The sequence below is a fragment of the Variovorax sp. 01T439_2 genome, from assembly GCF_056398445.1.
Map to the genome: position 1 here is coordinate 1 of NZ_JBFTPJ010001111.1, position 1,721 is coordinate 1,721.

The 1,721-nt window shown below is 63.9% G+C and carries 2 protein-coding genes; both read right to left on the reverse strand.

What is annotated here, in order from left to right; all coding sequences use genetic code 11:
- Positions 1–148: 148 nt before the first annotated feature.
- Entirely contained in the window at positions 149–922 is a 774-nt protein-coding gene (locus AC1DOC_RS32505; RefSeq protein ID WP_012747226.1) for an ABC transporter ATP-binding protein, read from the reverse strand.
- Positions 923–941: 19 nt separating this feature from the next.
- Positions 942–1,721, reverse strand: a 780-nt coding sequence (locus tag AC1DOC_RS32510) for a branched-chain amino acid ABC transporter permease (RefSeq protein WP_478131424.1), incomplete at its 5' end; no start/stop codon positions are given.

The window sequence follows — 1,721 nt, forward strand, 5'->3', positions numbered from 1 at the left end:
ACGGCCTGCCTGGATGCCGCCGTAGCCGACCTTCAGCCCGCTGACCTTGAGCAGCGTCTTGCCAGTGGCATTGGCCGCGGTCTTCGGCGGGGTTGCAGTTGCCGTTGCTGTCGTTGTTTCTTCTGCGCTCGTCATCGTCGTCGTCATTTCAGTGTCCTCCGGTGCCGAGATAGGCTTCGATCACCTTCTCGTTCTTTTGCACGTCATACGGTGTGCCTTCGGCGATCTGCTTGCCGTAGTCGAGCACGGTGACGCGGTCGCACAGGCCCATGATGAGCTTGACGTCGTGTTCGATGATGAGAATGGTCCGGTCGTCCTTGCGGATCCGGTCGATCAGTTCGCGCAGCAGCACTTTCTCGGTCGAGTTCATGCCGGCGGCGGGCTCGTCCAGCGCGATGAGCTGCGGATCGGTGGCCAGTGCGCGCGCGATCTCGAGCCGGCGCTGGTCGCCGTACGACAGGGTGCGGGCCTTGTAGTCGGCGAACTTGCCGATGCCCACGTAGTCGAGCAGCTCCTGTGCGCGTTCGGCAATGGCCTTTTCCTCGGCCTTGAACGAACCGGTGCGCAGCATGGCACCGAACACGCCCGAATGCGTGCGGATGTGTCGCCCGACCATCACGTTTTCGAGCGCGGTCATTTCGGAGAACAGGCGGATGTTCTGGAAGGTGCGCGCAATGCCCGCCTTGGCCACTTCATGCACGGCCGTGGGCTGGTAGGGTTTGCCGGCCAGCTCGAAGCTGCCGCTGTCGGGCGTGTAGAGCCCGGTGATCACATTGAAGAAGGTGGTCTTGCCGGCGCCGTTGGGGCCGATGAGGCCATAGACCTGGCCGCGCTTGATGGTGATGCCCACATCCGAAAGCGCTTGCAGGCCACCGAAGCGCTTGGAAATTCCGCGGACGTCGAGGATGGTGTCTGTCGTCATGTTGATTTTTTCCTTCGGCTCACGGATTGATCGACATGGGACGCGACGCTGCACCCGGCAGTTCGTCGGCTGGCGTCTCGATGCCTGGCGCATGGGTCTGGAGCGAACCGGGCGCAACCGGCGCGCCGGCTGCGGCGCCCTTGCGCTGCAAGGTCTTGCCATGTTCGGGCGAAGGCCAGAGGCCGCGCGGGCGCACCAGCATGATGATGATCATGGCCAGCGCAATGAACAGCTGGCGCAGGATGGACGCGTCGAGGCGGCCGTCGGTCATGGCTTGCAGCGGCCCGGCGACGTAGCGCAGCACCTCGGGCAAGGCGGCCAGCAGCACGGCGCCCAGGATCACACCCGGCAGGTGGCCGATGCCGCCCAGCACGACCATGGCGACGATCATCACCGACTCCATGAGGCTGAACGACTCGGGCGAGACGAAGCCCTGGAAGGCCGCGAACATGGCGCCAGACACGCCGCCGAAGCTGGCGCCCATGCCGAAGGCCAGGAGCTTCATGTTGCGGGTGTTGATGCCCATGGCCTTGGCGGCGATCTCRTCYTCGCGGATSGCCATCCAGGCGCGSCCGATGCGCGACATCTGCARGCGGTGCGAGATGATGATSGTGGCMACCACCAGCGCAAGGAACAGGTAGTARTAGAGCGTGACCGACGAGATCGAGAAGCCGTCGAACTTCCATGCCTTGCCGAGGTCGAGCCCCCAGAACTTGATGGAGTCGATGGCGGTGATGCCCTTCGGCCCATTGGTGATGTTGATCGGCTGGTCGAGGTTGTTCAGGAACACCCGGATGAT